General features: G+C 71.5%; 6 protein-coding genes. 4 read left to right on the top strand and 2 right to left on the bottom strand.

The window, feature by feature from the left end; all coding sequences use genetic code 11:
* Positions 1-95: 95 nt before the first annotated feature.
* The 4 genes from QL985_RS11525 to QL985_RS11510 all read left to right on the top strand — a co-directional run bounded on the left by QL985_RS11525 (position 96) and on the right by QL985_RS11510 (position 4,582).
* Positions 96-1,367 carry a geranylgeranyl reductase family protein gene (locus tag QL985_RS11525; RefSeq protein WP_259905533.1) on the top strand — a complete coding sequence of 424 codons (1,272 nt, stop codon included), beginning with the start codon at positions 96-98 and terminating at the stop codon, positions 1,365-1,367.
* 109 nt (positions 1,368-1,476) lie between these two features.
* Entirely contained in the window at positions 1,477-2,439 is a 963-nt protein-coding gene (locus QL985_RS11520) for a polyprenyl synthetase family protein (RefSeq protein ID WP_259905540.1), read from the top strand.
* Between the two features lie 95 nt (positions 2,440-2,534).
* Positions 2,535-4,301, top strand: coding sequence for a sodium-dependent transporter (locus QL985_RS11515; protein WP_259905535.1), 1,767 nt, complete (start codon positions 2,535-2,537; stop codon positions 4,299-4,301).
* Complete coding sequence (locus QL985_RS11510; RefSeq protein ID WP_259905537.1) at positions 4,298-4,582, top strand: methionine/alanine import family NSS transporter small subunit; 285 nt, start codon at positions 4,298-4,300, stop codon at positions 4,580-4,582. Before QL985_RS11515 ends, QL985_RS11510 begins: the two co-directional genes overlap by 4 nt.
* 115 nt (positions 4,583-4,697) lie before the next feature.
* Here the strand turns inward: QL985_RS11510 and rarD are convergent, their stop codons facing one another.
* Together rarD and QL985_RS11500 are read right to left on the bottom strand one after the other, a co-directional pair.
* The gene (gene rarD / locus QL985_RS11505; RefSeq protein WP_259906497.1) at positions 4,698-5,636 is read right to left on the bottom strand and encodes an EamA family transporter RarD; all 939 of its coding nucleotides are present in this window, start codon (positions 5,634-5,636) and stop codon (positions 4,698-4,700) included.
* A gap of 50 nt (positions 5,637-5,686) precedes the next feature.
* On the bottom strand, positions 5,687-7,141 hold the full coding sequence (locus QL985_RS11500) for a DUF6882 domain-containing protein (protein ID WP_259906496.1): 1,455 nt from the start codon (positions 7,139-7,141) through the stop codon (positions 5,687-5,689).
* Positions 7,142-7,215 lie beyond the last annotated feature (74 nt).

The following is a 7,215-nucleotide window of genomic DNA, read 5'->3' as shown; positions in this document are numbered from 1 at the left end:
CGGGCAGTGACACAATGGTCCGTGGATTCCAGGGGGTCACGCGCGCCGGCCGGCGCGCACCCCGGGTGCACGAGGACGCGGAGGGCTGCGGCGCAGTGAAGGTTCTGATCAGCGGGGGCGGTCCCGCCGGCGCCACGGCGGCGTACTGGCTCGCGAGCCAGGGCATCCCCGTGACCGTCCTGGAGAAGACGGGCTACCCGCGGGAGAAGGTCTGCGGGGACGGGCTCACCCCGCGCGCCGTGCAGCAGATGCGGCTCATGGGACTGCCCCACGGCGAGGCCGAGGGCTACACGCGCAACCGCGGGCTGCGGCTCGTCGCGGCCGGGCGCACCGTGGAGTTCCCCTGGCCCGAGCTCACCGACTTCCCCTCCTACGGCCTGGTCCGCACCCGCGCGGGCTTCGACGAGGACCTCATCCGCCACGCGCAGCGGGCCGGGGCGCACGTGGTCGAGCACCGCGCCGTGAAGGACGTGCTGCGGGACGGCACCGGCCGCGTGGTGGGCGTGCGTGCCGCCGTGATGGACCCCGCCACCGGCCGTCGCACCGCGGAGACCGAGGAGCACACCGCGGACCTCGTGCTCGCCGCGGACGGCAACTCCACCCGCACCGCCGTGGCCGCCGGCCTGCACCGGCGCACCGACCGGCCCATGGGCGTGGCCGTGCGCACCTACTACCGCTCCCCGCGCTCCGAGCTGGACTGGATGGAGGGCTGGCTGGAGCTGCAGGACGGCACCTCCCCGCAGCGCTCGCTGCTGCCCGGCTACGGCTGGGTGTTCGGCGTGGGGGACGGCACCGCGAACGTGGGCCTCGGCATCCTGGACACCTCCCCCGCCTTCGGCACCCTGGACTACCGGGCGGTGCTGCGCGACTGGGTGGCCTCCATGCCCGCGGACTGGACCTTCGACCCCGAGCACCAGGTGGGACGCATCGGCTCCGCGGCCCTGCCCATGGCCGGCAACCGCACCCCCCACTACGTCCCCGGCCTGATGCTCCTGGGCGACGCCGCCGGGCTGGTCTCCCCGTTCAACGGCGAGGGGATCTCCAACGCCATGGAGTCCGGGCTCTTCGCGGCGTCCTGCATCCTGGACGCGGCCGGGGCCAACGGCGGGCAGCAGCGCGAGAACGCCCTGGCCCGCTACCCGCGGCTCGTGCGCGACGAGTGGGGATCACACTTCACGCAGGGCAGGGCGCTCGCTGAGCTGATCGGCCACCCCGCGGTGCTCTCCGCGGCGGTCCGTGCCGGGATGCACGTGCCCGCGCTGATGCGCTTTGCCGTGCAGGTGATGACCGAGCTCTCGGACCACCCCGCCCGAACCCTGACGGACCGCGCCATCGCGGTGCTGGACGCGCTGACGCCCGCGCGCTGAATTGTCGATAGAGTGGTGCACCGTGACTGATCCCAGCCGCCCCGAGGCCTCCCCGCGCCTGCCCGCGGGGTTCGAACTCATCGCCCAGGACCCTCGTCTGGGTCCCCTCATGCTGCGCTCGCTCGAGCGCGTGGAGGAGCGCCTGGGTGAATCGGTGCGCTCCACGGACCAGCTGGCGGACGTCACCGCGCGCCACCTGCTCAAGGCCGGCGGCAAGCGCATCCGACCCCTGCTGGCGCTGCTCGCGGCGGAAGTGGCCGGGTCCGTGAACGAGGACGTCGTCGAGGCCGCGGTGGTGGTGGAACTGACCCACCTGGCCTCCCTCTACCACGACGACGTCATGGACTCCGCCCCCATGCGCCGGGGCGTGGAGACCGCCCACACCGTGTGGGGCAACACGGTGGCCATCCTCACCGGGGACATGATCTTCGCGCGGGCCTCCTCCATGGTGTCCGAGCTCGGCCAGGAATCCCTCATGATCCAGGCCCGCACCTTCGAGCGGCTGGTCATCGGCCAGCTGCGCGAGACGGCCGGGCCGGCCGAGGGCGAGGACCCCGTGGAGCACTACCTGGACGTGATCGCGGGCAAGACCGGCTCCCTGATCGCCGCGAGCGGCCAGTACGGCGCCCTGCTCGGTGGTGCCCCCGCCTCCGTGGTGGATCTCATGGTGGTCTACGGCGAGAAGCTGGGGCTCGCGTTCCAGCTCGCGGACGACATCATCGACCTCACCGGCCACCCGGACGTCTCCGGCAAGACCCGCGGCACGGACCTGCGCGAGGGCGTGGACACGCTGCCCGTGCTGCTGCTGCGCCGCGAGGCCGCAGGAACGGACGCGCAGGCGGCCGCGGCGGCACGTGAGGTGCTCGCCCTCGTGGACGGGGACCTCTCCGAGGACGAGGCGCTCGCCCGCGCCGTGGACGCCGTGTCCGAGCACCCGGTCTCCGCGGAGGCCTGGCGGATCGCGAACCGGTGGGCGGACGAGGCCGTGGCGGCACTCGCCCCCCTGCCCGATTCCGTGGCCAAGTCCGCACTCTGTGAATTCGCTCACGCGGTGGTCCACAGAACCGGCTGAGTTGTCAGTATCCTTGGGGCATTCACGATCCGCTTGCGTGCCCCGGGACCCCGGTGGCCGCGTCTATGGGACGAATTCCCCCGTGAGGTTCACACATGACCACTGACAAGCAACAGGGTGGCGCCGCGAAGGAAGCCTTCTCCGGCCGCACCATGTTCATCCTCGCCGCCATCGGCTCCGCCGTGGGCCTGGGCAACATCTGGCGCTTCCCGTACGTCGCCTACGAGAACGGCGGCGGCGCCTTCATCATCCCCTACCTGGTGGCACTGCTCACCGCGGGCATCCCCCTGCTCATGCTGGACTACGCGATCGGGCACCGCTACCGCGGATCCGCCCCGCTGTCCTTCCGGCGGCTGCACCCCAAGCTCGAGACCATCGGCTGGTGGCAGCTCGGGATCTGCGTGGTCATCGCGGTCTACTACGCGCTGATCATCGGCTGGGCCATGCAGTACACGGTGTTCTCCTTCACCAAGGCGTGGGGGGATGATCCCGCCTCGTTCTTCATGTCGGACTACATGCAGGTCTCGGACGAGGTGACCATCGGCTTCGACTACATCTGGCCCGTGTTCCTGGTGACCGCGATCGCCTGGCTCGTGCTGCTCGTGGTGCTGATGATGGGCGTGCAGAACGGCATCGGCAAGCTCAACGTGGTGCTCCTGCCGCTGCTCGTGGTCATGTTCCTCATCATGGTGGTCATGGCCGTCACGCTGCCGGGCGCCTCCGCCGGGCTCAACGCGCTGTTCACGCCCAACTGGGCGGCCCTGGGCGACTCCTCCGTGTGGGTGGCCGCCTACGGGCAGATCTTCTTCTCCCTCTCCGTGGGCTTCGGCATCATGGTCACCTACGCGTCCTACCTCAAGCCCCGCTCGGACCTCTCCGGCTCGGCCCTGGTGGTGGGCTTCGCGAACTCCTCGTTCGAGATCCTCGCCGGCATCGGCGTCTTCGCCGCCCTGGGCTTCATGGCCACGGCCTCCGGCGTGGGCGTGGACGAGGTGGCCACGTCCGGCATCGGCCTGGCGTTCATCGCGTTCCCCGCGATCATCTCCGAGGCGCCGTTCGGCACCGTTCTGGGCGTGCTGTTCTTCGGCGCCCTCTCCTTCGCGGGCTTCACGTCCCTGATCTCCATCGTGGAGGTCATCGTGGCGGGCGTGCGCGACAAGCTCGGGCTCTCCCGCAAGGGCGCCGTGGCCACGGTGGTCCTGCCGCTCGCTGCCGTGTCCCTGCTGTTCTTCCCCACCACCACGGGGCTGAACCTGCTGGACGTGGTGGACGCGTTCGTGAACAACTTCGGCATCGTCACGGCCGCGCTGGTCTCGGTGCTGCTGCTCACCTCCGGGTTCACCGCGCTGCCCACGCTGCGCGACCACATCAACTCGGTCTCGTCCTTCAAGCTGGGGCGCACCTGGATGATCATGGCCGGAGGTGTGACCCCGGTGATCCTGGGCTACATCCTCATCGACCAGCTCACGCAGACCGTGGCCGAGGGCTACAACGACATGCCGCAGTGGTTCGTGAACGTGTTCGGCTGGGGCATGGCGGTCGGTCTCATCGTGATCTCCTACCTGATCTCCCGGCTGCCGTGGAGCAGGCGCACGTCCGAGGCCTTCACGAGTCCGGCGCCCTCGGTGCAGGACGCCTACCTGGACCGCAAGGCGCTGGAGAACCAGGAGTCGCTGACCCACTACCCGGACACCGCCGGGCGCACCCCGGCGCTGGGCCAGGACTTCTCCCTGCGCGCCATCTACCGCGGCACCGTGGTCCGGCGCAGGATGCCGTGGTCACGCTCGAACGCCGAGCGCGGCACCCGTGAGACCACCCCCGCGGGCACCGCGTCCCGCCACAGCGAAGGAGACAACCGATGAACGGCAGCGCAATCGTCATGATGGTCGTGGCCATGACCCTGGTGTGGGGCGGCCTCGTGCTGGCGCTGATCAACATCAAGCGCTCTCCCGAGCTGGAGGACGAGATCGACACGCCCGCCGAGGACGAGGGGGACCTCGTGGAGGCGCCCCACGGCGGCGTCGACGACGCCGCGGGGCGGCCGAGCACCTCGGCCCAGGACCCGCGCGACGTGCGTGGTGGGCCCCGCCCCGCAGGTGAGGGATCTCAGGCCCCCGAGCAGGCCGCAGGCCGCCACCTCTGACCGCTCTCGCGCACGAAGGCCGCTCCCGGAGACCTCCGGGAGCGGCCTTCGTCGTCCCCGGGGCCGTTCGGGCACGGGCCGGCGGCGGGGTGCCGGCCCGTCGTTCTGCGCGGGCTCAGCGGCGGGGCAGCCGCGGAGCCCGCGGTGCGCGCACGGCGTCGAGCACGAGCAGCACCACCGCGATCCACACGAGCACGAAGCCGGCCCAGCGCTCCGGAGGCATGGCCTCGTGGAACAGGGCCGTGGCCAGAATGAACTGCCCGATGGGAGCCACGTACTGGATCATGCCCACGGTGCTCAGGGGCAGGCGGGAGGCTGCGGCGCCGAACAGCAGCAGGGGCACCGCGGTGATCACGCCGGCGGAGAGCAGCAGCAGGAAGTGCCCGGCGCCCTCCGAGACGAGCGTGATCTGCCCCTGCACCCCGAGCACGGCCACGGCCACGAGGGCCAGCGGGGTGATCATGGTGGTCTCCGCGGCCAGCGTGACGAGGGCGGGGTACCGCGACCCCAGCCGGGACTTCACGAGCCCGTAGAAGCCGAAGGAGAACGCGAGTCCCAGGGACAGCCACGGCACGGATCCGTAGAACACGGACATCACCAGCACGGCGACCACTCCCACGGCGATCGCGGCCCACTGCAGGGGCCGCAGCTTCTCGTGCAGCACGAGCACACCCAGCAGGATGGCCACGATGGGGTTGATGAAGTACCCCAGGGACGCCTCGAGCGTGTGCCCGGTGGTGGCGGCCACGGTGTAGAGCAGCCAGTTCCCGGCAATCAGCACACCCGCCGCACTCAGGGCCAGGACGGCACGGCGGTCGCGGAAGACCCGCAGGTACTGCCGCAGCCCGCCCGTCACCGCGAGCAGGAGCAGGCAGAAGAGCAGCGAGAAGACCACCCGCATGGCCACGATCTCGAAGGGCGTGGCGGGCGCCAGCAGCACGAAGTACAGCGGCAGCATCCCCCAGATCGCGTAGGCGCCGAACCCGTAACCGACTCCGGCCCGGGCCCGACCGTGCTGGTCGGGTCTCGGGCCGGGTGTCATCTCATCACTCACCGGAGCATCCTACCGCCGGTGGACGGGCGCGCAGGACGCGCCGGGAGGGCCTACAGGTCGAAGAACCGGCTGAGGAAGCCGCGCTTCTTCTTGCCCTTGCGCTCCGCCTGCTCGTTGGTCTCGACCTCTTCGCCGTCCACCACGGCGGGGGCGGAGATGTCGTCGTCCGCTGCCTCGGGTCCGGCCACGGTCTCGCGGGCCACCACGGCCTCGCGCTCCACGTGGGCCTCGCGCGTGCCGGCGGGGGAGACGTCCTCGCGCACCACGCGCTCCTCGGAGACGGTGACGCTCTCGCGCTCGGTGCGCACGTCCTCCTCGCGGGCGAGCCCGGCGCGGGTCTCCTCCTCGCCGGTCCCGGGCTGGCCGGCCGCGAGATCGGGATCCGGGATCCGGGACATGGCGGTGGTGTCCGGGTGCGGGGAGGCCTGCGGTCCGGCGGTGAGGGTCTCCTCATGGTGGCCGGGCAGCACGGTGGTCTCCACGCGTCCGGGCTCGGCGGGCCCGGTGGGCTCCTGGTCGAACGGGGCGTCCGCGTCCCGCACCTGGCTCGCAGGCACGGCCACGTCCCCGGCGGGCTGCTCGGGCTCCGGCGCCTCGATGTCCTCGGGGGACAGCTCGGTGGGCAGCGGTTCCTCGTCCGTGGGCTGGGCCGCGGGGGCGGACGACGCCGCCGCGGCGGCCTCCTCCCGCTCGCGCCGCTTGCGCTCCGCGGCCTCCGCGCGCTGCTGCTCACCCAGACGCTCCGCCTGGGCCACGGCGGCCTGACGGTCCTGGACCAGAGCCTCGCGGTGGGTCTGTGCCTGACGCTCGAGCTCGCGAAGCTCGTCCTCCCCCACGGAGGGCTCGGCCGGTTCCACACCGGTGATCTGGTGGTCGTCGAACCAGAAGCGCTGGGCGCCGTCGTGGACCGTGACCACGCAGGTGGCGTCCGTGTCCCATGCCACGTGGGCGCCACGCAGCTTGGCGTAGCTGGCCACGGCCAGGTTGTGGTCCACGGCGGTGTCCGTGGTGAGGGACTCCCCGATCACCTGCATCATCCGCTGCTCGGTGAGACGCGGGAGCTCGAACTGCTGGCCGTCCAGCAGCAGCCACGCGGTGATGTTCCCGCCGGCGCGCGCGGGGTAGTGGGCGTAGAGACCGGTCACAGCCTTGGCCGCCAGGGTCACCCGACGAGCGAGTCCCTCCTGCAGCGGCAGCTCCGCCGTGCTCAGCTCCGCGACCTCGTGGCGCTCCCCGGCCTGCTTGGCCTGCACCGCGGCGGAGACCACCTGCGGGTTGAAGTGGCCCAGTTCCTGCCAGCACCACACGAAGGACCCGCGGGACGCGGACTCGGTGCCCAGCAGGTAGGGCGTGAGGGTGACCGGCGGGGTGGTCTGCAGGGTGAACGACGGCGCGGAGAAGTCCACGTCCCAATCCGCACCCTGCGACAGCTCGGCCAGCACTGCCTGGTACTCGGTGGAGATGAAGATCGACTCGTCGATCAGCTCCTGCAAAGTTTTCGTCATGGGTCCAGGCTAACAACTGGTGCGGGGTCCCACCGTCCGGTCCGTCCTGCCGGAACGCTGGGCGCGGGCCGGGC

Origin of the sequence: Kocuria sp. APC 4018 (genome assembly GCF_030407675.1) — a bacterium.
Lineage (GTDB): Bacteria > Actinomycetota > Actinomycetes > Actinomycetales > Micrococcaceae > Kocuria > Kocuria rhizophila.
The sequence above is the reverse complement of the archived record's forward strand: the minus strand, read 5'-3'. Positions and strand labels throughout refer to the sequence as shown.